Origin of the sequence: Streptomyces sp. S3(2020) (assembly GCF_013044505.1) — a bacterium.
In the GTDB taxonomy this organism is placed as follows: domain Bacteria; phylum Actinomycetota; class Actinomycetes; order Streptomycetales; family Streptomycetaceae; genus Streptomyces.
Window position 1 is genome coordinate 11,309 of sequence record NZ_JABERD010000093.1, and the last position, 24,772, is coordinate 36,080.

Genomic DNA, 24,772 nt, shown 5'->3' on the forward strand with positions numbered 1-24,772 from the left:
TGCGGGTTTCTCCTCTTCGCGGGCCTGCGGGTGCTCAGAACGTGAAGTCCGGCATCGCCGGCGAGTCGACGCCTGCGGGCGGCGAGTCGAACAGGTCGAACAGGGTGGCGCCGGGGCCGAGGTCGGCCAGTCGCAGCAGGAGCGTGCGGTACTCCTCCAGCCAGGAGGCGGCCGTGTCCTGACGGAACAGGTCCGTGGCGTACTTCAGCCGCGCCCACAAGGCGTCGCCGTACTCCAGGACCGAGACGCTGAGCGCGAACGTGGGTGCTGCGGAGTCGACGTCGAGCAACTCGACACCGGGACCGCCGGGGCCGAGACCGGTGATCGGCGCGACCTCGTTCTGGAAGCCGAAGTTGGTCGTGGCCGCGGGTTCGGCCGTGTGCGGCCGGGCGATGCGGATGATCCGGTCCGCGGGCAGGTCGCCGTGCGACAGCGCCGACAACTGGGCGTCGCGGACGGCCGCGAGCAGCACGGCGAAGGGTTCACCGGGCACCAGGGCGGCCCTGACCACGATGGTGTTGGCGTAGCAGCCGATCACCTCGTCATGGCCCGGAACACGGCCGGGAACCGGCCCGGCGACGGCCAGATCACGGTGGCCCCCGAGCTTCCACAGCAGCGCCATCCACCCGGCGAGCAGCACCATGTTGAGAGTGCCGCGCTCTCGGCGGGCGATCTCCCGCAGCGCGGCCGCCAGTTCGGCCTCGATGATCAGGGGCAGGTCCGCGCCGCGGCTGGGCGGTTCGGAGAAGTCGGCGTCCGGGACGTCGGCGGGCAGTGCCACGGTCGGCACCCCGTCGAGCCGTTCGGTCCAGAACTCGACCAGCCGCCGTCCGCGTGCCCCGTCCAGCATCTCCCGCTGGTCGCGGACGAAGTCCAGATATGTCTTCCGGGGTGCCGGACGAGCGTCGGCCTGGCTCAGGTCGTCCATCAGGACGCGCCAGGACCAGCCGTCGAAGAAGAGATGGTGGAAGGTGAGGACGAGGACGTACTGGTCGCCGTCGGCGAAGCGGGCGCGAACGAGCTGATAACGGGCCGGAGTTGAGGAGTACAGGTCCAATGGCCGGCTGACCAGGTCCTTGAGCCGGGCGAGCAGGGGCGCGCGGCCCTCGGCCACGGTGTGCGGCCGGAGGTCGACGTCGAGGTTCTCCAGGGTGATCCGGGCCTCTTCGGGCGGGGCGACCACCTGGACGGGGCCGTCCTGGCCGTCGCGCAGGCCGACCCGGAGCATCGGGTGGCGGTGGACGACCGTTTCGAGACGCCGGATGAGCCAGCCGGAGTCCACCGGGCCGTCCAGGAGGAAGGCGCCCGGCACGTTGTACGCGGCGGATTCGGGGGCGAGTTGGACGGCGGCCCAGATCGCGCTCTGCTGTCCGGAGAGGGGCCCTTCGACCGGGCCGGCCGCTTCCTCCGCCTCGGCCGTTGCCACCGCTGGGGTTGGGGCAGGCGCCTGGGACCTCGCGGTTTCGAGCGATGCCGCGAGGTCGCGGAGGGATCCGAAGTCGAAGAGCTCCAGTACGTCGAGTTCGGTGCCCAGGAGCTGGTTCAGCCTGGTGACCAACTGGACGCCGTTGAGGGAGTTCCCGCCCTGCTCGAAGAAGTCGTCGTCAAGGCCGAGCCCGGGCTCTTTGAGTACGTCCCTGGCTGCCTCGAGCACCGCGGCCTCCGGGGTCGGTGCGTCGGTGCCGGCGGTCCGCGCCTCGCCTGTGGGTGCCGCACCTGGCGCCGTCTGCGTCGCGGGCACGGTGAGAACGGTGCTCGGCCAGCAGTACTCCTCGGCGAACGGGGCGAGGGGGAGCTCCACGCGCCGCCGGGGCCGGGACCCCAGAGCCGTACGCCAGTCCAGGGGGAAGCCGTGGCGGTGGCATGCGACGAGCAGGTCGGCGGGCGAAAGAGCGGTGACGGTCGTGAAACGAGGGTCGCGCCACTCATGTCGCAGGGCCGCCAGCGCGCTGCCGGGCGCCAGGTCGAGAAGGACAGTCCTGTCGGCGAACCCGGCGAGCGCCGCCCGCAGTCGGTCCGCGTCGGGTGCCGCGGCCCGCGCCTCGGCATCCGCCTGCTCCAGGGCGGTCGGCAGATCCACCGCGCCGCGCGTGTACCGCGCCGCGACCGCGCCCACACCGTGCGCCAGGACGAGATCCGGAGTGACGCCGAGATCGGCGAGGAGTGCCTGCAGGCCGGCGATCCGGAGCAACTGCCGCTGCACAGGGGTCCAGAGCTCGACGGGGAGATGCCGCCGGGCCGCCTCCAGCACACGGGCGAAGCCGGGATACGAACCGGCCAGTTCCAGCAGGTGCGCGGCCTCCGGCGCCGGATCCGCCTCCGTGGACGAGCCGAGGAGCAGGACGAGGGAGCCGCGAGCGGGGGCCGCACAGCGGACCGCGGGCGTGGCGGACAGGAACGCGTTCAGACCGTCGAGGAGCCCGGCCGTGTCGCGCACTTTCCACGCCTGCCGGTGGAAGAAGAACTCCGGGTGTACGCGGCCCAGGGCCAGGACATCGGCCGCGGCGGCGAGCGGGAAGCTGTCGGGGGCGGCGGTGACGGTGTCCCGCAGCCGCGTGGCGTACTGGCGCAGGCCCTCTTCGTCGCGCGCGGAGATCACGACGACGTACTCGGCCGGTTCCGCCGAACAGCCTGTGCCCCGGAGCGGCTGCGGCTGTGGTTGCCCGGAGGCGCGGTGCTCCTCAAGGATCATGTGGGCGTTGGTGCTGCTGAGCCCGAAGCTGCTCAGCGCGGCGCGCCGAGGGGTGTCGCCGGCATGCCACGGCTCGCACCGGTCGGCGATGCGCAGTGTGCCTCGATCCATGTCGAGCAGGGGGTTGGGAGCGCTGTAGTGGGCGGTGGGGAAGATCTCACCGGCCCGGAACTGGGCGATGACCCGGACCAGACCCGCGAAGCCCGCCATGCTGTCCAGATGGCCGAAGTTGCCCTTCACCGAGGACAGGGGACACGCCGTGACGGGAGAGCGACCGGCCGGGAAGGCGGACAGTGCGTCGGTCAGCCCCTGGACCTCGATCGGATCGCCGATGCGGGTGCCGGTGCCATGGGCCTCGACATAACCGAGGGTGGCCGGGTCCACGGCCGCGTCCCGCAAGGCGGCTGCGACCACCTGGCTCTGGCCCGCGGGGCTGGGCGCCGTCAGTCCGTTGCTGCGCCCGGCGTCCTGGTTGACGGCGCTGCCCCGGATCACCGCGTGCACGGTGTCCCCGTCGCGCAACGCGTCGGCGAGCCGTTTGACCAGGACGAATCCGCCGCCCTCACCGAAGGTCGCGCCGTCCGACTTCTCGTCGAACGGGCGGCAGCGGCCGGTGGCGGAGAGCACCCCCAGACCGTCGGTGCCGTCCGGGCGACGCGGGGGGCGGCCCAGAATGAGTTCGTAGCCGCCGACCAGGGCTGCTTCGCCTTCGCCGCGCGCCAGTTTCCAGCGCGCCTCGTGGAGCGCGACCAGGAACGACGAGCAGGCTGTGTCGACGACCAGTGCGGTGCCGCGCAGATCCAGGTGGTAGGCGATCCGTCCGGCCGCGAAAGCGTGGATGCTGCCGGTGATGGCCGCGCCCTCGCGCCGGTCGGCCTCGGGCAGCAGATCGTGCAGGGTCGGTTCGATCCCGCCGTACCCGGCGGTGTAGACACAGACATCACGGCCGCTCAGTTCTGAAGGTGCGTAACCGGCGTTGCCGATCGCCCGTACCGCGAGTTGGAGCATCTTGCGCTGGCGGGGGTCGATCAACTCCGCCTCGGCGCGGGAGAGACCGAAGTACCGGTGGTCGAAGCTCGTGATGTCCTCGATCCAGCCGCCCTCCTGGTCGTCGTCGGAGCGGGTGGTGCCGGTGGCTTCGGCGCGGGCGGTGGGCATCGGCCCCATGCAGTCGCGCCCGGTGCGCAGGATCTCGGTCAGCGAGTCCCAGTCGTCGCACTGGGGGAAGTCGAAGGCCAGGCCCACCACGGCCACCGCGGTGCTGTCATTCGCCGTGTCCATGACGTCCCTCACAGTTCGACGGTTGCCGCAGACCGGTCGGTGTGCGCGGGATCTGCGCCGTCGAGGGCGGCGGCCAGCGCGGCGACCGTCGGGTACTCGAAGAGCTGTCCGATGGTCAGGCCGGGAGAACGGCGGCGCAGGCCGGCGAAGACCCGCAGGGCCTTGAAGGAGTCCCCGCCGATCTCCATGAACCGCTCGTCGCGGCCGACTTCGGACCGTCCGAGCACCGAGCACCACAGATCGGCCACGAACCGCTCGGTGTCGGTGCGCGGCGCAGGGGCCGTCGGGCCGCTGGGTACGGCACCGTCCTGGGCCAGGGTGTGCAGCGCGGTCAGGTCCGCTTTGCCGTTCGCCGTGACGGGGATGGCCGTGACGACGACGATGCGGCTCGGGACCAGCGCCTGGGCCAGGACGGTGCGCAGCTGCCGGGAGATCTCCTCCGGCGTGAGGGGCGGGGACGTGACCACGTAGGCGACGAGTTCGGTCGGCAAGTCGGGCGCCGGGCTCTCCCCGACGACCAGAGCCTGCTCGATTCCGGCCACGGAGAGCAGCGCCGACTCGATCTCGCCAGGCTCCACGCGGTTGCCGCGGACCTTGAGCTGCCGGTCAGCCCGCCCCAGGTACTCGTAGACGCCGTCGCTGTCGCGGATCATGAGGTCGTCGGTGCGGTAGAAGCGTTCGCCGGCGTCGTCGTGGGTGAACTTTCGCCCGGTGAGGGCCTGGTCGCCGAAGTAGCCGTGGGCGAGGCAGACGCCGCCGATGTGGAGGACACCCGGGGTGCCGTCGGGTACCGGTCGGCCGTCGTCGCCGAGCAACCGCAGGTCGACCCCGTCGATGGCCTTTCCGACCGGGATGCGTGCGCGCCGGATGTCCGGCTCCGTCACACGGTGGAGCATCATCGCGACGGTCGCCTCGGAGGGACCGTACATGTTGACGGCATGCAGGCCCGGGCGGGCTTCGAGGATGGCGGCGGCCAGTCGTGGGGGGAACGCCTCGCCCGCGACGACGACCATCCGGCCGGGTAACAGCGCACCGATGTCATGCTGTGCCGCTAGCGCCTCGAGCAAGGAGGGTGTGTACGTCAGCGCCTCCACCGGGTGCTTCTTGAGCTCCGCCGCAAGGGCCACGGGGTCGAGCGTGGTGTCTCGGTCGTAGATGTCCAGCCGGGCGCCACTGAACAGGGCGCCGAACACGGAGATGAGACCGAGGTCGGCGGCGAAGGTGGTGGCGATGCCGAAGCTGTCCACGGTCGTGATCGGATCCAGGTATCGCCAGAACCCGAAGTGGTAGTTGAGTACGGCCCGGTGCGGGACGTCCACGGCCTTGGGAACGCCCGTGGAGCCGGAGGTGAAGACGAGATACGCCGTGTCCTGCGGATCGGTTTCTTCACAGGGCTCGTACGGTGCGGTCGCCGACGAGGCGTCCAACAGCCGTACGGGTGGAGTCTGTTCGGGCAGTCGCGGCCGGTTGCGCGCATCGGTCAGCACCGCTCGCGCCCCGGTCGCGGTCAGCAGTGCCGCGATGCGGGTCTCGGGGTCCGAGGACTCCAGGTGGACATGGGCCGCGCCGACCGACCACGCGCCCAGGACGGACACCACGGACCACACCGAGCGGTCCACCACGGTGGCCACCACATCCCCGCGCCCGATGCCCGCCTCGCGCAGCCAGCGGGCGAGTCCGCCGGCCGCCGACGCCAGTTCTGTGTAGCTCAGTTCGGTGTCGCCATGACGTACGGCCGCGCGCGCTCCGTTGTGCGCGGCCACATCGCGGAACAGAGCGGCGGTCGATCGGTATGCGGACGAGGACACGGACGAACCCTTGGACGGTGCTGCGTACACGAGCACTCCTTAACTGTCCTTGCTGACCGACGTAATACTGCGCGGGCGCGGCCGGCATCCCCGCCAAGGGGAAACAGTGCAGCCAAAATCGGAATGAAATATCTTTACAAGGGGGCGGTAGAATACCGATGGATTCTCGATGGATTCCCGATGGAGATTGCGGGCGAGAGGCGCTGATGATCGAAATCCCTCGCCACTGTATTCGAAATTAAAGCACGGCCTGTCCTGTTCGCGCCAGACTGTTTGAGGTTCACCGAACAGCCCATGAATTGATCTCGTGGGGCGGACGTCATAGGAATTCCCAAGGCAGCCTCGAGCCGTTTTCGAGGGGGCGCGCTGCCGATGGGTCATCCCAGCCTGAGTGTGTCCTACCGCCCGAGCGAGAGTCGAGAAAAGCCCATTGCCCTGCGCGGAACCGTTGGGCTATTCTTCGAATCCGATCAAGGAGTCGAAATCCTGCCGTTATTTGGCGCGGTACACAGCTGAGGGGGATTGTGCGCGTCGTGTCGGATCTGGGTATCCCCATCATCGAGTCTCAATTCAACGGGCCGCCGCATTCTGCACAGGGCGGTTATGCGTGTGGCCTCTTTGCCGGTCTGATCACGCCCGGCGAGCGTGCTGCCGCAGCCGTGACGCTCCTGTCCCCACCGCCGATGGACACTCCTCTCGAGTTCCACCGAGGAGAGCGCAGGTCCCAGATCCGGCTGGCCGGAGAACTCATTGCCACGGTTACCGAGGTGGCCGGTGAGCCGACGGGAACCGATCCCCTCTCCCCCGCCGAGGCCGAGCAGGCCGCTCGCGGCTTCCGGGGGTTCACCGGGCATCCCTTCCCGACGTGCTTCGTCTGCGGCCATGCGCGCCCGGCCGCCGACGGACTCGCGCTGACCCCCGGTCCGGTGGAAGGGCGGCCGGGGACCGTCGCCTGTCGGTGGACTCCCGCGGACGACCAGGCGGATGCCGACGGCCGTGTCCGTGACGAGATCGTCTGGAGCGTGCTGGACTGTCCCGGCGGGTGGACAGGCGATCCGGTCCACGAGCCCATGGTGCTCAGCAGGATGACCGCGGTGATCACCCGGCCACCGACCCCGGGTCATACCTATGTCGTGGTCGGCACGCTGCGGCGTAAGAACGCCAGAACCTCCTCCGTCGACACCGCCGTCTTCGACGCGTCACAACAGCTTCTCGGCAAGGCGTCAGCGGTCTGGACCGCCGTGCCCGACGGGCTGCCCTCGGCCGGCTGACCGCCGGCACGGATGACCTCACAGAACGGATGGAGAATGTCGACGAGAACCGCATGGGACGGGTCGGTTGGCGCTGTGACCGCAGCATCGGTGCACTCCCTCTTAGCGAGGCAGGCCGCTCTCAACCCGGACGGCGTGGCGCTCAGCGCACACGACGAGGACCTGACCTTCGCCGAACTGGACACCCGCTCCAACCAATTGGCCAACCAGCTGCACGGTCTGGGGATCGGCACCGAGGACAGCGTGGGAATCTGCCTGGACCGCTCGGCAGGACTGATAGTCGCCCTGCTCGCCGTTCTCAAAGCCGGTGGCGGCTACGTCGCGCTGGACCCCAGACAGCCCAGGGAGCGCCACGCCACTCTTCTGGAGGACTCCGGCGCCAAGGTCGTCATCACCACGGCCGACTTCGCCGAGCGGCTCGGCCGGACGGCCGCCACCATCCTTCTCGACGCTTCCCCCGCACCCTTCGCGTCCTTTCCCGCGACACCGCCCACCGTACCTTCGGCGCCGAAGAACACCGCGTACATCGCGTACACCTCGGGGTCGACAGGAAAACCCAAGGGTGTGCGCGTGCCCCATCAGGCGGTTGTACGCCTGGTGATCGACTCCGACTTCCTGCCGATACGGCCCGACGATGTCTTCCTGCACTTCGCACCCGTGGCCTTCGACGCCTCCACCCTTGAGATCTGGGGCGCGCTGCTCAATGGCTGCCGTCTGGTCGTGGCTCCCCCCGGCGAGCTCACCCCCGCCGACCTCACCGCGATCATCGCGAAGAACAAGGTCACCGTCGCCTGGCTGACCGCGGGGCTGTTCCACGCCGTGATCGAGTCCGGCACCCAGGACCTCCGTGAGCTGCGTTACCTGATCGCCGGCGGTGATGTGCTCTCCGCCGCACATATCGACCGCGCGCTGCGTGAGCTGCCGGACACCACCCTGGTCAACGGCTACGGGCCCACGGAGAACACCACGTTCACCACCTGCCACACCTTCGACGGCGCCGTGGCGGACGGTCCGGTCCCCATCGGGCGGCCCATCCACGGCACCAGCGTCCACCTCCTCGACGAGAGCCTCGAACGAGTCATGGACGGTGAGATCGGGGAGCTGTACGCGGCGGGCCTCGGCCTGGCCCACGGATACCTCAACAACCCCGCACTGACCGCGGACCGGTTCGTACCGAACCCGTACTCGGACACGCCGGGCGAGCGGATGTACCGCACCGGCGACCTGGCCCGCCGCCGCCCCGACGGCGCGCTCGAATTCCACGGCAGGGCCGACGACCAGGTCAAGATCCGTGGCTTCCGGATAGAGCCCGGCGAGGTCGAGACCGTCCTGCGCGCCCACCCCGAGATCACCGATGTCGCGGTCGTCGCGCAGGGGGAGCCGGGCGTGGACCGCCACCTGACGGCCTGCTACGTCAGCGAAGAGGCCGTCTCCACCGCCGAGTTGCGCCGGCACCTGGCGCAGAGCCTGCCCGCCTTCATGCTTCCCGCGGTCTTCCTCCGGATCGACGCCCTGCCGCTCAACTCCAACGGCAAGGTGGACCGGGCGCGGCTGGCCGCGACGCCGAAGCCCGAACGCCCCGAGCTGAGTGCCGACTACCGGGCCCCCGACACCGAGGTGGCGGCGTGGCTCGCCGAACTCTGGGCCGATTTCATGGAGTTCTCCCCGGTCGGCATCGACGACGACTTCTTCGAGCTCGGTGGCCACTCCCTGATGGCCGTCCGTATCACCGGTGAGATCAGCGCCGAGTACGACGTGAACGTGCCGCCGGTGGCCTTCTACGAGAACCCGACGATCGACGAACTGTCGGCGTACATCACCGGATTGCTGGCCAAGGGCGAGAGCGACGGCCCCCGGGCCGGGCGACCGGCCTGAACAGGAGACGGCGAAATCGATGAGGATATCCATCCCGAACCCCGGCAGCACCGACATCGACCTGAACACGGTGGACCTGTTCGACCCCGCGCTCTACGCCGGTGGTGACCCCCACGCCATCTGGTCGCTCATGCGCGAGCGGTCCCCCGTGCACCGTCAGACCCTCGCCGACGGCCGCTCATTCTGGTCGGTGACCAAGTACCACGACGTCAATGACGTCCTGCGCGACCACACACGGTTCACCTCACACCGCGGCACCCTGCTGTCCATCCTGGGCGGTACGGACCCGGCCGGCGGCAAGATGATGGCGGCGAGTGATCCGCCCGTGCACACCGCCATGCGCGAGCCGATGAACAAGGTGCTCTCCCACCGCGCCCTCAAGTCCCGCCAGCCGCAGATCCGCAGGGTGGTGCACCGGCTGCTCGCCCCGCTGCTGGACGGCGGCATCTGGGACGTCGCCGCGGTCGGCGCGGGCTTCCCGATGGCGTTCACCGGCACCCTGATGGGGCTGCCCGAGGCCGACTGGCCCCGGCTCACCCGTCTGACGACGATGGCCGTCGCCCCCGACGACCCCGAGTACCGTCAGTCAGAAGGCGAGGGCACCCTTTCCGCCGCACACCACGAACTCTTCGCGTACTTCTCCGGCCAGGTCAAGCGGCGTGTCAGGCACGGATTCGCCGACGACGATCTGATCGGCTTCCTGACGGAGCTGAAGGTCGACGGCAGAAAGCTGCGGCATGACGAGATCGTCTACAACTGCTACAGCCTTCTCCTGGGCGCCAACGTCACCACACCGCACGCGATCGCGGGCACCGTGCTGGCGCTGATCGAGAACCCGCAGGAGTATCGGCGGCTGCTGGCCGATCCGTCCCTGATCTCCGGCGCCGTCGAGGAGGGGCTGCGCTGGGCCTCCCCCGCCAACCACTTCATGCGCTACGTCACCCAGGACATCACCCTGCGCGACCAGGAGCTGAAGGCCGGAGACGCGGTCGTGGCCTGGCTGGGCTCGGCCAACCGCGACGAAGAGGTCTTCGCCGACCCGTTCCGCTTCGATGTGAGCCGTTCCCCCAACCGCCATGTGGCCTTCGGGTTCGGGCCCCACTACTGCATCGGTGCCCCCTTGGCCCGGATAGCGCTGCGGCTGCTGTTCGAAGAGATCGTCGCCACCGTCGACACCTTCACCCCCGCCGGTCCCGTCGAGCACCTGACCTCCAACTTCGTGGCGGGCTTCAAGAGCATGCCACTCACCGCGCGGCTGCACGAAGCCGCCGCCCAGGTTCTCGACGAAGCCGTCACCGTGTACGGCCCCGTACCGGCCTGAGGCCGCCACGGTCTTCGACTCACTCACCGAGAAAGTGGGGTGGCCCATGCCCTCGACCCGTCGCCCGAACAAGATGCTGCTGCGGCCCCCGAAGCAGGACAGCACGGCGAGGCTCTTCTGCTTCCCGTACTCCGGCCTCGGCGCATCGATGTACAACAAGTGGCCCGACCGCGTCGGCGACATCGAGATCTGCCGCATTCAGCCACCGGGCCGCGAGAACCGCATCCGCGAGCCCCACTACGGCACCTACGAAGAGCTCGCCGAGCAGACGGTCGAGGCGCTGCTGCCGCACTTCGACCGGCCCTTCGCCTTCTTCGGCCACTGCGGCGGTGCTCTGCCCGGCTTCGCCACCGCGCTGCACCTTGCGAACTCCGGACTGCCCACCCCCCGTACGCTGTTCGTCTCCTCCCAAGTCGCCCCGCATATAGGCCCCTTCGGGCGTTTTCTGGAGATGACCAATACCGAACTGGCTGTGGAGCTGGCCGAACTGACCAGGTCAATGGGCGGCACTCCCACCCCGGACATGATCCAGATGAGCCTACGGGTCCTGCGCGCCGATGTGACCGCCAACCAGAAGTACCACCTGGCGGCACCGGTGCCGCTGCCCTGCGAGATCCGGGTGATCGGCTGGCGCGAGGACCAGGAGATCCGCCCCGATCAGATGAAGGAATGGAGCGCGTACACGGACGCCGGAAAATACACCGACACCCTCCTGGAGGGCGGCCACCACGCCTTCCTCGATGCTCCGGCCGAGTTGCTCGCCGAACTGACGCGGACGCTGCGGACCACGGAGTCACAGCGCTGACCCGCCACCACCCTCGAATGCCCCCCACGCCCCTATGAATGGCGGACTCTGACCCCATGCGAGCCCCTGCTGCCCCGTCAACCCCCATCGCGGGTTTCCGGCGATTGCTGGCCGGCCGGACGCTGTCCGTGCTGGCCACCTGTCTGGTACCCACCGCCTTGACCCTGGCGGTCATCCATGCCACCGGCTCGGCCACCGACCTCGGTCTGGTGCTGGCCTGTGAACTGATCCCGCAGCTGGTGTTGTTGCCGGTAGGCGGGGTGCTCGCCGACCGGCTCCCGCCTCAACGCGTGGCATTCGCCGCCGACTTGGTACGTGGCCTTATCCAACTGATCATTGGTGTGGAGCTGTTGCTCGGCACCGTCAACATCTTCCATCTCTCCGTCCTGTCCGCGATCACCGGCGCCGCCGTCGCCATCGGCACGCCCACGGTGTCGCCGCTGGTGACCGCGGTGGTGCCCCCGGAGGCCCGGCTCCGCGCCAACAGCCACCTCGGTACGGCACGCGGCATCGCCCTTGTCGCCGGGCCCGGCATCGTCGGTGTCATGGTGATCACCATCGGCGTCGGCTGGTCGTTCGTGCTCACCGCGGCGCTGTTCATCATGGCCGCCGCCACACTGGGCGGTCTGAAGGTGACGCGACACGAGCGTCCGGCGGGCAACAGCACTTTCATGAAGGACCTGGCCGAGGGGTGGCAGGTGGTCCGCTCGCACCGCTGGTTCTGGACCAACCTGATCGGCCACGGCATCTCCAACCTGACCGCGGGCGTCCTGATGACGCTCGGGCCGCTCATCGCGCTCCGCGAACTGGGCGGTGACGTCTCCTGGGTGATCACCTACCAGTGCGGCATGGTCGGCCTGCTGCTCGGTGCCTATCTGGCCCCGCGGCTTCCCATCCCGCGCCCGCTCGTCGCGACCTCGCTCGGCGGTGCCGTCTTCGCCCTGCCGCTGCTGACGTTCGCGGTGCCCGCGCCGACGGCGGTGAACGCGGCCGCGTACTTCGTGGCGATGCTCGGGCTGGGCGTGCTCAACACCGTGTGGCAGACCGTGATGCAGCAGCGGTTCGAGCCGCACACCCTGGCCCGGGCCGACTCCTACGACGCGCTGCTCTCCTTCGCCGCGCGTCCGCTCGGCCTCGCCCTGGCAGCCCCGGTCGCCGCCACGACCGGCAACGCCGCAGTGCTGGTCTTCGCCGCCGTCCTCGTGGGAGGCAGCAGCCTCGGGCTGCTGACGCTGCGTGAGGTACGCACCATGGGCTTTGTCACCGGGGAGGTGCCCCCGCAGAAGCCGGCACCGGAAGCGGCGGCCGAGCACCGTAAATAGTGGGCTGGCGCGGCCCTTCAGGGCTGGGCTAGGCTCGGCATGTTCGAGATGTCCTTGTCGGACTGTCAGCGTTGGCTGTTGAGGGAGGTGTGTATCGATGACTCTCATTGCGATGAGTGCTGCCCGCATCCAGAAGATCGTCAATTCCACCTCCGTGGTCTCCGGCTAACGCAACTCTTCCCTTTTTTCGTGCCGTTGGCGCGCATGGCCGGGACCTCTCCTTCCTGAAGGGCTTCCCGTTGTTCAGTCTCGACATTTCCTCCGCACACCCCCTGACCGCCTACGGCTGGGACGAGGAGTTCGCGGACAGTTTCGCCACGCATGCCGGGCAGGATCTCCTGCCCGGCCGGATCGTCCGTGTGCATCGCGGGCGCGTGGACGCAGTGGTGCCCGACGGGGACGACGTCCGTACGGTGTCGGCGGACACGGCACTGGTGGCGACCGGTGACCCGATGCGGGTGCCGTGCACGGGCGACTGGGCCGTGATCGATCTCGAGAACGGTGCGACCGACGACGCGGACGGCGTGGTGCGGTCCTTGCTGCCCCGCCGAACGGCGATCGTACGGTCCTCTTCCTCGAAGCGCTCCGAGGCGCAGATCCTCGCCGCCAACGTGAACCACGCGGTCATCGCCGTCTCGCTCGCCGCCGAACTCGACCTGGGGCGTATCGAGCGCTTTCTGTCCCTGGCGTGGGAGAGCGGCGCCGAGCCGCTGGTGGTGCTCACCAAAGCGGACCTGGTGGACAACCCGGCCGTGCTGTCCTATCTGCTCTCCGAGGCGGAGGCCGCGGCACCCGGTGTCCAGGTGCTGGCCGTCAGCTCAGAGACGGGTGACGGGATCGAGGTGCTGTCCGCGATCCTCGCGGACAGCACCTCCGTGCTGCTCGGCCAGTCCGGCGCGGGCAAGTCCACCCTCGCCAACGCGCTGCTCGGCGAGAGCGTCCAGGACGTCCAGGCCACTCGTGACCAGGACGGCAAGGGCCGGCACACCACGACGACCCGTGATCTGCTGCGGCTGCCCTGGGGTGGGGTGCTCATCGACACTCCAGGACTACGGGGTGTCGGTATCTGGGACGCGGAGTCCGGGCTCGCGCAGACCTTCTCGGACATCGAATCGCTGGCCGGGGAATGCCGTTTCCTCGACTGCGCGCATCTCTCGGAGCCGGGGTGCGCCGTTCTGGAAGCGATCGAGCGGGGGGCGCTGCCGGAGCGGCGGCTGGAGAGCTACCGCAAGCTCATGCGGGAGAACCAGTGGATGTTGGCCAAGACCGATGCCCGGCTGCACTCGGAGATGCGTAAGGACTGGAAGCAGATGAGGGCCACCCACCACCACATGCAGGAGCGCAAGCGCGGCGGCCCCCAGCGCTGACGCTCTCGTTGATCCGCAGACCACGCGCGTCCTAGTCCTCCGCCAACTCCGCCACCCCCGTGATCCGGTGCAACGGATACGTCCGCACCTCGTCCGCCGTGTGGTCGTACGCGGTCACGAACCCTCCCTCCACCCGGATCGGGGCGATCACCCGCTGACTGGCGGAGCCCTCCGCGTTGACGTAGCCGATCCACAGGGCCTCGCTGGTGAGGACGGCGGCCTGGACGGTGGCGAGGGTCTCGGCGGAGCTGGTGCGGGGGAGTTCGCCGCCCGCCATGGGAGCTTGTTTGCGCGGGGCCGTCGAGGCCAGGTCGCCCGCGCGGATCGCCCGGATCGCCGCCGACAGAAGGGTGGCGTCCGGCACCGGCGGACCGTCCGGTACCGGCTCGGGCGCCGTACGCGGCGGGGTGCGGTGGGCGTGCGCGCGGGCGATCAGGACATCGCCCTCGGCGGACTCGGCGGCCGGCGCGAAGCCCATCTGGCGCAGCCCGTCCAGGAGCCCGGCCGGGTCGGCCTGGGCCGCCAGGACCGTGGGGGCCAGCCGGCGCAGCCCCAGCCCCGCGGCGCGCTTGTCGGCGAGGATCTCGTTCAGCACGGCATCGTCGTCGCAGCGGACATAGGCGGAGGCCGCGCCGACCCGCAGATGCCCGTGTTTGCGGGCCACGTCGTCGATCAGATACGCCAGCGGCTGCGGGACCGGCGTACGGGAGTGCGCGGCGAGGAAGGCGTGCAGGTCGGAGGCGGACTGCCCGGCGTCCAGCGCCCGGCGCACCGAGCCCGGTGTGAACCGGTACACCGTCGCCCCGCCCTTCGACTCCACGTCCGCCAGCACGTCGAGCACATCCGCCAGCGGGCGCTGCAACGGGCCCGGGGCCACAGCGGTGAGGTCGGCCTGGAGCAGGACATGGTCCAGGGGTTCGGGCAGGAGCGGGGCGAGGAGACGGGCGGCCGCGGCGGAGGCCACGGCCTGCTCGGGCGCGGAGAGCGGCTCCACCGGGGGCGCGGTGTGATGGTGCACGGGCAGCTTGTCGCCGGGGCCCGACGGCTCCTTGCGCGGAGTCCTCGCCGGTGCCGCCCCCCACAGCGCCCGTCCCTGGGCCGACAGCGCTCCCCGTCCCGTGACGCCCAGCAGTTCCGCCTCGCTCAGCGTCCACTCGGCGAGCCGTGACCGCAGGTCGTCGTCCCGCTGGGGGCCCCGCAGCGGCCGTTCCCAGCGCAGCCGGGCGAGCACGGACTCCGCGGACGGTGAGGCACCCTCCGGCAGACCGGCCAGCAGGGTCAGCACCCGGTGCCGTACCTCCGGGGCGGCGCTGCGGTCCAGGCCCGGGCCCAGTGCGGACAGGGTGCGGTCCTTCGCGTCCCGGCCGCCGACCAGGCCGGCCGTCCGGGTCGCCGTCAGCCAGGCCTCCGCGAGCCGCACCCAGCGTTCCGCCGCGGGCCGCTCCAGCCACTCGTCGTAGGCCGGGGTCGCCGCGTACCGCTCGTCGGCCTCCCCGTCGGAGGCGATCAGGCCGGCCGCGTGGGCGAGCTCGACCCAGAAGGCGGCGACCGGCTCGGACACGTCGAGGGCGACGGCGGTCCGCTTGAGGTCGCGCACGCTCAGACCGCCGGCCCGCAGTACCGCCGGGCCGCCCTCGTCCCAGTCCTTCAGCAGCTCCTCCACCGTCGCCAGGGTGGTGTACGCCTGTCCGGCCGCCGTCGTGTCCACAACCTGTGGACGGTGCGTGGCGACCGGCTCGACGGCGGGCGGCAGCGGCTCGGTGGTCCGGTGCGCGAGCCCGTCGCGCAGATGCAGGGCCACCTCGCGCGGCAGTACGACCGTCCCGGGCGCCGTCGGCAGCAGCAGCCCGAGGTCGATGAGCCGCCGCAGCCGCACCGCCGGGTCCGCCGTGACCTGCCCGTACGGCGGCCCCCACACCAGCCGCCGCAGTACCTCCAGGGACTCCTCCGGGAGCCCGGCGAGCAGCGCCGCCATCCGCTCGCGGTCGGTGAACAGGCCGGTCAGCGCGGCGACGGCGGAAACCGGGTCGTGGGTCGACGCCAGCCCGGCGGCGGCCACGATCTCCTGGATCCGGCCCGGCGACATCCCCGCCGTGGCCTCCTGCACCGTCGGCCCGAGCCCGGTCGGCGACGGATGCTGCGGCGAGGGCGCCAGCAGCTCCCGCGCGGTCCGCACCAGCCGCAGCCGCTCGTCCTCGCCCCACACCAGCGCCTGCTCCCGCAGCGTCCCGAGGGCACGCGACAGCGCTCCGGCGACGGCGGGCGACCCGGCGTCCCCCGCCAGCAGCCCCAGCAGCTCCTCGTACGACGCCGGATCCCCCGCCACCGCCAGCGCCTCCGCGGTCTGCAAAGCGAACCGGTCCAGGCGCTCCAGGGCACGGACGACGGAGGCCCGGGTGCCGGCCCTCGTGGCGAGCTGGGTGAGGTCGGTGGGGACGGGGGTGATGAGGTCGGGGCGGGCCCGCAGGAGCGCGCCCAGGGAGGCGTCGTCCCGGACGCGGAGAGCCTCTGCGAGGGAGCGGGGCGGTGTGGCCGAGGTGCTCATCCGACCCACGTTAGCGGGTGGCCGTGACGGTGAGGTGCGGGTCCGCGGGTCGGGAGCCCGCCGACGGCACGGCCGTGCGTGGCGACACCGGCCGCATCCCTCGCGATACGGTCATCCCCGGGGATTCAACGCGCCGCCCCCCGGAGGGACTTCGTGGGTATCGAGAGCGACCAGGTCGTCTACGAGTATCTGAGCCGCGTCGGTGACGTGGCCCATCAGCGGCAGCTGCCGTCCGGTACCCGGATGCGCCTGGTCTCGGAGCTGCGCAACGAGATCGACCGGCGCCGGGCGAAGGTCCCCGTGGACAGTCCCGCGGCCGTGCGCCGGATCATCGACCGGCTCGGCAGCCCCGACGACGTCGTCACCGCGGCCGGGGGTACTCCCTCCGGGGGAAGCGCGACCGGCGCCGTACCGCAGGCCCGGGCCACTCCGGCCCCCACCGCCGTACCCGCGCAGCGCGACCGGGACACCGACGCGCCCCGCCCCAAGGGGCTGCGCCGTATCGTGCCCGTCCCGAAGCCGCGTCCCGCCGAGACGGTGGACGAGGCGCCCGCGCCGCCCCACCTCGCCAGCGAGGCCGAGCTCGGTGACAGCGCGCTCCAGCCTGACTGGTGGCGGACGGACAGCACCCCGTTCGGGGTCGGGGAGAGCCTCCCGGCGGGGTTCGTCGGCGGGGTGGAGATCCCGGAGCTCCTCAAGCCGCCGCCGAAGGACGAGCCGAAGCCGGCCGTCGAGAAGGCCCCGGAGCCCGGACCCGGGGCGGAAGCCGAGGCCGAGGCCGACGAGGCCCCCGCCCCGCGCCGCCGGTGGCTCTCCCTGCCCAAGGGCAGGTGGAGCAACCCGCTCCTGCTGATCGCCGCGGGTCTCCTCGTGGTGGGCGCGGTCCTCGGCAACCTCGTCGTCCTTCTCCTGGGCTGGCTCATCGCCTACGCCTCACGGCGGCTGACCGAGGCGGAGACGAAATGGGCGGTGATGTTCCTGCCCGGCCTGGCGCTCACCGCCGGGATCGTGTGGCTGTGGGGCCGCACCGAGGGCCGCTGGGGCGACCCCATCGCCGAGGGGCACATGAACGACGCGGTCGCCGACACCTGGCCGTGGGTGGTCAGGGGCGCGGCCGTCGCGTCGGCCCTGTTCCTCGTATGGCGATCCCAGAGGCAGAGGCAGGGCTGAAGCAGGACCGAGGCAGGAGCGAGGTAGGACTGTCGTACCGGCTGGGCACAATGGTTCATATGGCCACTGCACCCATCTCCGCCCCGACCGTCGGCTTCGACCTCGACATGACCCTCATCGACTCCCGCCCCGGCATCCGCGCCTGCTACCTGGAGCTGTCCGAGCGGACCGGGACGTACATCGACGCCGACCTCGCGATCACCCGGCTCGGGCCCCCGCTGGCGGAGGAGCTGGCCCACTGGTTCCCGGCGGACGAGATCCTGGCCATGGCCGACCTCTACCGGTCGCTGTACCCGGCCATCGCGATCACCGCGACACCCGCCATGGACGGCGCCCGTGAGGCGATCGCCGCCGTGCGGGCGGCCGGTGGGCGGGCGATCGTCGTGACCGCGAAGTACGAGCCCAGCGCCAAGCTGCACGTGGAGCACCTCGGCCTCGGCCCCGACGCCGTGATCGGCGACCTGTGGGCCGAGCAGAAGGCGGAGGCGCTGCGCGAGCACGGCGCGAGCGTCTATGTCGGCGACCACCTCGGGGACGTCCGCGGCGCCCGGACCGCCGGGGCGCTCTCGGTCGCCGTGGCCACCGGCCCGTGCAGCGCGGCGGAGCTGACCGAGGCCGGCGCGGACGTGGTCCTCGCCGACCTCACCCGGTTCCCGGACTGGCTCGCCGGCTACCGTCCGGCCCGCGCCTGACGCCGCCCCGCCGCGACCGACCGCAGCACACCCGCGCCGGCGATCAGGAAGCCGACGCCCATCAGCATGCTCAGTCCGAACATGTACGTCGGAAATGGTGTCGTTCCGAGGAACAGCGGGGCCACGGTGACGAGTGTGGCCACCGTACCGATGAAGAACACGATGGCACCGGCACGGATCAGTCGGTCGCCGGGCCCGGCGGAATTCGTTTGGGTTTTGTCACGCACCGGACCAGGGTAGTTCCCTGCCCGAAGGAACAACCGGGCGACGTCTTGTCACCGGCGTCATGACCATTAGCCTTGGTACCGGCGGGTCCCGACGACCCGCCCCAGTGCTATCAAGAGCCGTTTCCAGAAGCAGTTTTCCGACGAGTACGAGGACGAGGAACAGACGTGCCTACCGGCAAGGTCAAGTGGTTCAACAGCGAGAAGGGCTTCGGCTTTCTCTCCCGCGACGACGGCGGTGACGTCTTCGTCCATTCCTCGGTCCTCCCCGCCGGAGTCGAGGCCCTGAAGCCGGGCCAGCGAGTGGAGTTCGGGGTCGTCGCCGGTCAGCGCGGTGACCAGGCCCTTTCGGTCGTCGTCCTGGACCCGACCCCGTCGGTCGCGGCCGCGACCCGCAAGAAGCCGGACGAGCTGGCCTCCATCGTCCAGGATCTGACGACCCTTCTCGAGAACATCACGCCGATGCTCGAAAGGGGCCGTTACCCCGACAAGGCCGCCGGCGCGAAGATCGCGGGCCTGCTGCGCGCGGTCGCCGACCAGCTCGACGTATAGAACTGGTGGATTTCTAGGGGAAAGCCAGTGCATTCGGGCCGAGGGGCGGCACCAGCCCCTCGGCCGCCGCACGTGTGAGGAGCCCGCGCACCGCCGCATAGCCGTCGACGCCGAGATCATGGGTGAACTCGTTGACGTACAGCCCGATGTGCTGGTCGGCGACGGCGGGGTCCATCTCCTGGGCGTGCTCCATGACGTACGGGCGGGACAGGGCGGGGTCGTCCCACGCGGCGCGTACCGAGCGGCGGACGGAATCGGCCAATGCCGTCAGCGTCTTCGCGCCGAGCGACCGCTTCGCGATGATCGCGCCCAGCGGGATCGGCAGCCCGGTGGTGTTCTCCCAGTGCTCGCCCATGTCCGCGAGCTTGTGCAGCCCGTAGTTCTGGTACGTGAAGCGCGCCTCGTGGATGACGAGGCCCGCGTCGACCTTCCCGTCCCGCACGGCGGGCATGATCTCGTGGAACGGCAGGACGACGATCTCGCCGACGCCGGCCGGCAGGGTGTCCGCGGCCCAGAGGCGGAAGAGGAGATACGCCGTCGACCTCTCGGACGGCACGGCGACCGTACGGCCCGTCAGGTCCGTTCCGGCCTCCCGGGTCAGCACCAGCGGCCCGCAGCCCCGCCCCAGCGCGCCGCCGCAGGGCAGCAGCGCGTACTCGTCGAGGACATAGGGCAGCACGGCGTACGACACCTTCAGCACGTCGGACTCACCGCGTTCGGCCATGCCGTTGGTGATGTCGATGTCCGCGAACGTCACGTCGAGCGCGGGCGCGTCGGGGACGCGGCCGTGGGCGAGGGCGTCGAAGACGAAGGTGTCGTTGGGGCAGGGGGAGTACGCGATCTGAAGCCTCATACCTGTCTCCAACTCTCCAGTACGGGCGCGAGCTTCCCGAAGCCGTCGGTCAGTGCGGCGAGGGCGTCCGGAATCCGCCAGGCGGCACGGTCCCGGGGCCCGACCGGATTGGACACGGCCCGCACCTCCAGCACCGGCACCCCGTGCAGGGCGGCGGCCTCGGCGACCCCGAACCCCTCCATGGCCTCGGCGAGGGCGGTCGGGTGGCGTTCCCGGAGCGCGGCCGCGCGTTCGGCGGTGCCGGTGACCGTGGACACGGTGAGCACGGCTCCGGCGCGGGCTCCGGTGGCGGCCACGGCGTCCCGTACGAGTGCTTCCGGGGGACGGTGGGTGACGGTCCCGAAGCCCAGTTCGGTGACCGGCACGAAGCCCTCGGCCGTCTCGGCTCCCAGATCGGCCGCGGTGATCTCGTCGGCGACGACGAGAGAGCCCACGGGGGCGTGGGGCGCGAAACCGCCCGCGATCCCGGCGGAGACGACCAGGCCGTAGGAGGTGCCTGCCAGAGCGGTGGCCGTGGCGGCCGCGGCGAGCGCGGGACCGACCCCGACGGCGATGACGTCGACCGCCGCCCCTTCACACGCCCGGGCCACCGCGTCCCGTTCGACGGGGACCGCGGTGGCCACGAGGATGCGCATCGGCGTCGTACGGCTTACGCGTTGTCGTTGACGAGCTTGAAGTTCCACACGCCCTTGTACGACTTGCTGACCCCGCTGTCCGTCTTGTCCTGCTGGACGACGCTGATGTACAGCTGCTTCGGCGCGGCCTGCCCCTGCTGGCTGGCGAAGAGGTCGACGCCCTGGAAGGAGTAGTACGTCGTCTTGTAGACGTCCGTGACCTGCTGGCCGTTGATCCACAGCGCCCAGCCGGTGTCGGCGATCTCCGGGTCGACGCCGATGCGCAGGGTCTCGCTCTGCGGGACGTCGATCGAGTCGGTCGCCTTCTTCAGGGCGCACTTGGTGGCCTTCTCCTGGCCCAGGTTGTCGCCGTCCTCCCAGCACTCGGCCTCGGCGCTCACCGAGTTCTTGCCGACCGTGACGGTGGCGCGCGGCGTCGGCTTGTCGCAGGCCGACAGGACGAGCAGTCCGGCGGAAACGGCGCCGGCGGCGGCGACAACGCGGCGGCGTCGCACAACGGATTGCATCGAGGTCATAGGCGGAAGGCTATCGGGCAGTACCAGCCGTCCCGTTACGCGGGGTGCGGCGTGCCGCGCGTCAGGCGACGCGGGTACGGGGAGTGCCGCCATGACGGGCCGAGCTCAGCAGACCCTTGACCGTCGTCAGCCAGCCCACGGCGACGATCGCGGCGGCCACCGACAGGCCCAGGGCGCCGTTGAGGGGCATCACGATGCCGACGGCGCCACCGAACACCCAGGACACCTGGAGCAGGGTCTCCGAGCGCGCGAACGCCGAGGTACGGACCTGCTCGGGCACGTCCCGCTGGATCAGCGCGTCCAGGGACAGCTTGGACAGCGCCTGCGCGAACCCGGCGACCGCGGCGAGGACGGCGACCAGGAACGCCCCGAAGAAGATCGCGGCGGTGATCGCGACGCCCAGCACGAGCGCGACGACCGTCACGATGATGATCTCCGGCGCCCGCTGGCGCAGCGCCGCCCCGACCGACGTACCGAGCGCGTTGCCCACGCCGGCCGAGACGACCACGATGCCGAGCGACACCGCGGCGCTCTCCCCGGACAGCGGGTGCTCGCGCAGCAGGAACGCCAGGAAGAAGGTCAGGAACCCGGAGAGGAAGCGCAGACCGGCGTTGGCGCCCAGGGCGTGGGTGACGGCGATGCCGACCGTGCGCAGCCCGGGGCGTTTGACCGGGTGCCGGTGCGGGCCGTGGAGGTGGTTCTCGTCCGCGGCGAGCAGCGCGATGTCCTCGCCCTTGGCCGAGTCGACCTTCGGCGGCAGGGTGAAGGACAGGAACGTCCCCACGACGAAGATCACGAAGGCGCCGTAGAGCGGCCAGCGCGGGCCCAGCGACTGGAGCCCCGCCGCGATCGGCGCGGCGATCGCGGTGGCGAGGAGCCCGCCGAGGGTGACCCGGGAATTGGCCTTCACCAGGGAGAAACGGGGTGGCAGGAGGCGGGGCACGACCGCGCTTCTGACCACGCCGTACGCCTTGGAGGAGACCAGGACGCCGAGCGCCGCCGGGTACATCTCGATGCTGCCGGTGGCCACCGCCCCGGACAGCACCAGCGCGAGCAGGGCCCGGGCGAGCATCGCGCCCGCCATCGCGGCGCGGCGGCCGTGCGGCAGCCGGTCCAGGAGCGGTCCGATCACCGGGGCGAGGACGGTGAAGGGCGCCATGGTGATCGCGAGGTAGAGGGCGACACGCCCGCGGGCCTCGTCCGTGGGAACCGAGAAGAAGACCGTGGAGGCGAGCGCGACCGTGATCATCACATCGCCCGCGCCGTTCACACCGTGGAGTTCGATCAGTTTTCCGAGACCGGACTCGCCGGCCCCGTGCGCGTGGGTGGCCTTGCGGATGCCGCGGGCGGGCCCGGTGACCGGGAAATGCAGGGCGCGGGCGACCGAGCGGAAGGAACCGCGCACCCGGCCCGTGCCGTTGCGTCGGCTGCTCCCCTTGATCCCTTTGGCCCCACCGATCCCGGTGGCTCCTTGGGGTGTCTTCGCGGCTGCCACGACGTCATAGTGCCCCGACTGAGGCGTTCGTAGTGCGGTTACCGCGCGTATGGCCGCGCATTTACGGACTTGCCGTGGCCATACCGAGACCGGTGCGGGGGTGCCAAACGTCCCGTCGGTGTAGGCCGAGCGCACGCGAGCAGGTAGCGTGCGTATCTCAGCCATCTTGCACAATGGATGGCACAGGTGCGCCCGAGCGTGAGCGGGCGCGGACGTTGACGCGGTCCCCGGGTCCGCTCCGTCCGCCACCCTCGCCCCCGGCGTACGCACCTACAGTGACGGCGTAGGAGAGAAGCGATACCTGTGAGCGCAGCGACCACGCGAAGCCGCACCCCCGACCGCCTGTGCGCCGAGGCCGTCGACCTCGCACGCACCGCAGCCGAGGAGGCGGCGGCGCCCGGCGTCGTCGGTGAGCACGCGGGACTCGAGTCCGAGGGCGACCGGGTCGTCACGCACTTCTTCGAGTGCAAGGAGCTCGGCTACCGGGGCTGGCGCTGGGCGGTCACGGTGGCGCGGGCGTCCCGCGCCAAGGTGGTGACCCTCGACGAGGTCGTCCTCCTCCCCGGCTCGGACGCACTCCTGGCCCCCGAGTGGGTGCCGTGGAGCGAGCGGCTGCGCCCCGGCGACATGGGTCCCGGCGATCTGCTCCCCACCGACGCGGAGGATCTGCGTCTGGAACCGGGCTACTCCGGCGAGGACGAGCCGGTGCCGAGCTCCGCGGTCTCCGAGGAGATGGCCGAGCTGGTGGAGGCGGAGGACGCGGAGGTCACGGCCGGCACACCGTCGCATCTGCCCATGGCTCCGACCCGGGGTTCGATCGCCTCGGTCGCCGAGGAGCTCGGCATGCGCCGGGCCCGGGTGCTGTCCCGCTACGGGCTGCACACCGCCGCGGACCGCTGGGACGAGTCGTACGGCGCGAAGACCCCGATGGCCCAGGCGGCCCCCGCGACCTGCGTCAGCTGCGGTTTCCTCCAGCCGATCGGTGGTTCCCTCGGTCAGGCCTTCGGTGTCTGCGCCAACGAGTTCGCCCCGGCGGACGGCCGTGTGGTCTCCCTGTCGTACGGCTGCGGTGGTCACTCCGAGGCGGCGGTCATGCCGACGCCCCCGCGTCCGGCGGCCCCCGTGATCGACGAGACGATGGTCGACCCCTTCCCCCTGCGCCCGTCACCGGACTCCGGCTCGGTCCCGGACACCTCGGACGAGGCAACGGCGGAACTCGGCCACTCGTAGCTTTTCCTCGCGTTTTTCAGCCCGTCCGGCGTTTGAGGACGAGGCCCGTTCAGGGCCGAAGCGGGGGTCTGGGGGCGGCAGCCCCCAGGGATGGGACGGGTAGGGGCGGCGGGGGCGAGGAAATCGTGGTTCGTTACCCCGCGGCCACCCCTCTCCCCGAGTTCCCGGTTCGCTTCCTCGCGGTACCTTCGACCCCACGCCGACGAGGAGAGTGTTGAACGTGAGCAAGTTCGTGCGGCCCGCAGCCGAGGGAGCCGACCCGTTCGGGACCGCCCGTCTCAGGCGGGGGGTGCTCGACACCTGGGCGACCAGCCCCGCCCGGTTCCGTGAGGACGCCAACGCCGAGGAGGACCTCGTCCTCGGCGGCTACCGCGACCGACTGGTCGTCGAGCTCGCCCAGAACGCCGCCGACGCCGCCGCCAGGGCCGGCGTACCCGGCCGGCTCCGGCTCACCCTCCGCGACGGCGTCCTCGTCGCCGCCAACACCGGCGCCCCCCTCGACGCGGCCGGTGTGGAGTCCCTCTCCACCCTGCGGGCGTCCGCGAAACGCGACACCGCCGCCATCGGCCGCTTCGGCGTCGGTTTCGCCGCCGTCCTCGCCGTGACCGACGAGCCCGCGGTCGTCGGCCGCCACGGCGGGGTCCGCTGGTCCCTCGCCGAGGGCCGGGACCTGGCCGCCGAGACCGCCCGCCACAGCCCGGGCCTGGGGGACGAGGTCCGGCGGCGTGACGGGCACATCCCCCTGCTCCGCCTCCCGTTCGCCGCCGAGGGCACCGCCCCCGACCCCTACGACACCGCCGTCATCCTGCCGCTGCGCGACCCGGCCGCCACCGACCTCGCCGAGCGCCTCCTGAACGCCGTGGACGACGCCCTGCTCCTCGCCCTCCCCGGGCTCGAGGAGGTGGTGATCGAGACGGACACCACCCGGACCCTGCGCCGCCGCACCGAGGACGCCTTCACCGTCGTGGAGGACTCACGGGAGGGCGTGACCCGGTGGCGGGTCGCCGCCTCGCACGGGCCGCTGACCGCCGACCTCCTCGCCGACCGTCCCGTCGAGGAGCGGCTGCGGCCGCACTGGTCGGTCACCTGGGCCGTCCCCGCCGACACCGACGGCACCCC

18 protein-coding genes and 1 pseudogene are annotated in these 24,772 nt (G+C 71.1%); 11 read left to right on the forward strand and 8 right to left on the reverse strand.

Annotated features, from left to right (window positions below):
• Positions 1-34: 34 nt before the first annotated feature.
• Positions 35-3,973, reverse strand: coding sequence for a condensation domain-containing protein (locus tag HLK59_RS26890; RefSeq protein ID WP_171144101.1), 3,939 nt, complete (start codon positions 3,971-3,973; stop codon positions 35-37).
• 8 nt (positions 3,974-3,981) lie between these two features.
• Positions 3,982-5,811, reverse strand: coding sequence for a non-ribosomal peptide synthetase (locus HLK59_RS26895; RefSeq protein WP_171144102.1), 1,830 nt, complete (start codon positions 5,809-5,811; stop codon positions 3,982-3,984).
• Positions 5,812-6,464: 653 nt separating this feature from the next.
• On the opposite strand from HLK59_RS26895, the gene HLK59_RS26900 reads away from it, so the two are divergent.
• From HLK59_RS26900 to rsgA, 6 genes are all read left to right on the forward strand, one after another.
• Positions 6,465-7,052 carry a hypothetical protein gene (locus tag HLK59_RS26900; protein WP_240982662.1) on the forward strand — a complete coding sequence of 196 codons (588 nt, stop codon included), beginning with the start codon at positions 6,465-6,467 and terminating at the stop codon, positions 7,050-7,052.
• A gap of 75 nt (positions 7,053-7,127) precedes the next feature.
• A complete protein-coding gene (locus tag HLK59_RS26905) occupies positions 7,128-8,927 on the forward strand; it encodes a non-ribosomal peptide synthetase (RefSeq protein ID WP_346779822.1) in 1,800 nt (599 codons plus the stop codon).
• Positions 8,928-8,946: 19 nt separating this feature from the next.
• Positions 8,947-10,248 (forward strand): cytochrome P450, encoded by a 1,302-nt coding sequence (locus HLK59_RS26910; protein WP_171144104.1) that lies wholly within the window; start codon positions 8,947-8,949, stop codon positions 10,246-10,248.
• A 46-nt stretch (positions 10,249-10,294) separates the two neighbouring features.
• Positions 10,295-11,053 (forward strand): alpha/beta fold hydrolase, encoded by a 759-nt coding sequence (locus HLK59_RS26915; RefSeq protein WP_171144105.1) that lies wholly within the window; start codon positions 10,295-10,297, stop codon positions 11,051-11,053.
• 56 nt (positions 11,054-11,109) lie between these two features.
• A complete protein-coding gene (locus tag HLK59_RS26920; RefSeq protein WP_240982663.1) occupies positions 11,110-12,375 on the forward strand; it encodes an MFS transporter in 1,266 nt (421 codons plus the stop codon).
• 239 nt (positions 12,376-12,614) lie between these two features.
• Positions 12,615-13,742: a ribosome small subunit-dependent GTPase A gene (gene rsgA, locus HLK59_RS26925; protein WP_171144106.1), complete on the forward strand. Its 1,128-nt coding sequence runs from the start codon at positions 12,615-12,617 to the stop codon at positions 13,740-13,742.
• A gap of 31 nt (positions 13,743-13,773) precedes the next feature.
• Here the strand turns inward: rsgA and HLK59_RS26930 are convergent, their stop codons facing one another.
• Complete coding sequence (locus HLK59_RS26930) at positions 13,774-16,287, reverse strand: helicase C-terminal domain-containing protein (protein ID WP_171144107.1); 2,514 nt, start codon at positions 16,285-16,287, stop codon at positions 13,774-13,776.
• 153 nt (positions 16,288-16,440) lie between these two features.
• Between HLK59_RS26930 and HLK59_RS26935 the strand changes: the two genes are divergently transcribed.
• Entirely contained in the window at positions 16,441-17,457 is a 1,017-nt protein-coding gene (locus tag HLK59_RS26935; RefSeq protein ID WP_171144108.1) for a hypothetical protein, read from the forward strand.
• A 50-nt stretch (positions 17,458-17,507) separates the two neighbouring features.
• Complete coding sequence (locus tag HLK59_RS26940; protein WP_171144109.1) at positions 17,508-18,149, forward strand: haloacid dehalogenase-like hydrolase; 642 nt, start codon at positions 17,508-17,510, stop codon at positions 18,147-18,149.
• On the opposite strand, the gene HLK59_RS26945 is transcribed toward HLK59_RS26940, so the two are convergent.
• A complete protein-coding gene (locus HLK59_RS26945) occupies positions 18,128-18,376 on the reverse strand; it encodes a hypothetical protein (RefSeq protein WP_171144110.1) in 249 nt (82 codons plus the stop codon). The two genes, HLK59_RS26940 and HLK59_RS26945, sit on opposite strands and share 22 nt — an antisense overlap.
• Before the next feature lie 165 nt (positions 18,377-18,541).
• On the opposite strand from HLK59_RS26945, the gene HLK59_RS52060 reads away from it, so the two are divergent.
• Positions 18,542-18,925, forward strand: a complete 384-nt coding sequence (locus HLK59_RS52060; protein WP_171144111.1) for a cold-shock protein — start codon at positions 18,542-18,544, stop codon at positions 18,923-18,925.
• A 13-nt stretch (positions 18,926-18,938) separates the two neighbouring features.
• Here HLK59_RS52060 and HLK59_RS26955 read toward each other — a convergent pair whose 3' ends face one another.
• From HLK59_RS26955 to HLK59_RS26970, 4 genes are all read right to left on the reverse strand, one after another.
• The gene (locus tag HLK59_RS26955) at positions 18,939-19,778 is read right to left on the reverse strand and encodes a 1,4-dihydroxy-6-naphthoate synthase (protein ID WP_171144112.1); all 840 of its coding nucleotides are present in this window, start codon (positions 19,776-19,778) and stop codon (positions 18,939-18,941) included.
• Positions 19,775-20,413 carry a futalosine hydrolase gene (locus HLK59_RS26960; protein WP_171144113.1) on the reverse strand — a complete coding sequence of 213 codons (639 nt, stop codon included), beginning with the start codon at positions 20,411-20,413 and terminating at the stop codon, positions 19,775-19,777. The genes HLK59_RS26955 and HLK59_RS26960 overlap by 4 nt, the downstream gene beginning before the upstream one ends.
• 14 nt (positions 20,414-20,427) lie before the next feature.
• Positions 20,428-20,928 carry a hypothetical protein gene (locus tag HLK59_RS26965; RefSeq protein ID WP_171144114.1) on the reverse strand — a complete coding sequence of 167 codons (501 nt, stop codon included), beginning with the start codon at positions 20,926-20,928 and terminating at the stop codon, positions 20,428-20,430.
• A 61-nt stretch (positions 20,929-20,989) separates the two neighbouring features.
• Entirely contained in the window at positions 20,990-22,423 is a 1,434-nt protein-coding gene (locus tag HLK59_RS26970) for an MFS transporter (protein ID WP_171144115.1), read from the reverse strand.
• Between the two features lie 303 nt (positions 22,424-22,726).
• On the opposite strand from HLK59_RS26970, the gene HLK59_RS26975 reads away from it, so the two are divergent.
• Positions 22,727-23,653 carry a DUF3027 domain-containing protein gene (locus HLK59_RS26975; protein ID WP_171144116.1) on the forward strand — a complete coding sequence of 309 codons (927 nt, stop codon included), beginning with the start codon at positions 22,727-22,729 and terminating at the stop codon, positions 23,651-23,653.
• A gap of 220 nt (positions 23,654-23,873) precedes the next feature.
• Positions 23,874-24,772: pseudogene (locus HLK59_RS26980) on the forward strand (molecular chaperone Hsp90); the annotation flags it as partial.

Coding starts and splice junctions, on each gene's coding strand:
- HLK59_RS26890 (WP_171144101.1), bottom strand. CDS start 3,973: ATGGACACGGCGAATGACAGCACCGCGGTGGCCGTGGTGGGCCTGGCC.
- HLK59_RS26900 (WP_240982662.1), top strand. CDS start 6,465: ATGGACACTCCTCTCGAGTTCCACCGAGGAGAGCGCAGGTCCCAGATC.
- HLK59_RS26910 (WP_171144104.1), top strand. CDS start 8,947: ATGAGGATATCCATCCCGAACCCCGGCAGCACCGACATCGACCTGAAC.
- HLK59_RS26915 (WP_171144105.1), top strand. CDS start 10,295: ATGCCCTCGACCCGTCGCCCGAACAAGATGCTGCTGCGGCCCCCGAAG.
- HLK59_RS26920 (WP_240982663.1), top strand. CDS start 11,110: ATGCGAGCCCCTGCTGCCCCGTCAACCCCCATCGCGGGTTTCCGGCGA.
- HLK59_RS26930 (WP_171144107.1), bottom strand. CDS start 16,287: ATGAGCACCTCGGCCACACCGCCCCGCTCCCTCGCAGAGGCTCTCCGC.
- HLK59_RS26940 (WP_171144109.1), top strand. CDS start 17,508: ATGGTTCATATGGCCACTGCACCCATCTCCGCCCCGACCGTCGGCTTC.
- HLK59_RS26955 (WP_171144112.1), bottom strand. CDS start 19,778: ATGAGGCTTCAGATCGCGTACTCCCCCTGCCCCAACGACACCTTCGTC.
- HLK59_RS26960 (WP_171144113.1), bottom strand. CDS start 20,413: ATGCGCATCCTCGTGGCCACCGCGGTCCCCGTCGAACGGGACGCGGTG.
- HLK59_RS26965 (WP_171144114.1), bottom strand. CDS start 20,928: ATGACCTCGATGCAATCCGTTGTGCGACGCCGCCGCGTTGTCGCCGCC.